The sequence below is a fragment of the Fructilactobacillus sp. X2R5C3 genome, from assembly GCF_059901325.1.
Map to the genome: position 1 here is coordinate 1 of NZ_JBWXUY010000012.1, position 273 is coordinate 273.

The window sequence follows — 273 nt, forward strand, 5'->3', positions numbered from 1 at the left end:
GTTTATTACCGTGAAATTTTTTAAGTAAGAAGTATGAAATCAAGGGCCAGATTAAGTAAAATTGACCTTCAATTGCAAGGGTCCAAAGGTGGGTAAATGGAGACGCACTTCCTGCAAAATTCTGAAAGTACGATTGGCCATTCATAATTTCCCACCAGTTATATACGTAGGCTAGGTTAGATAAGACACTCTGCCATAGATTCGCAAGTAGATTGCGTTGAAATAATGTTATGTAGGCAGCAGTTGCAAATAACATTGTAATGAGTGTCGGGT

General features: G+C 38.1%; 1 pseudogene. It reads right to left on the bottom strand.

The features are described 5' to 3' along the window. Positions 1-273 (bottom strand): annotated as a pseudogene (locus tag AC6UDE_RS06950) (acyltransferase family protein); the annotation flags it as partial.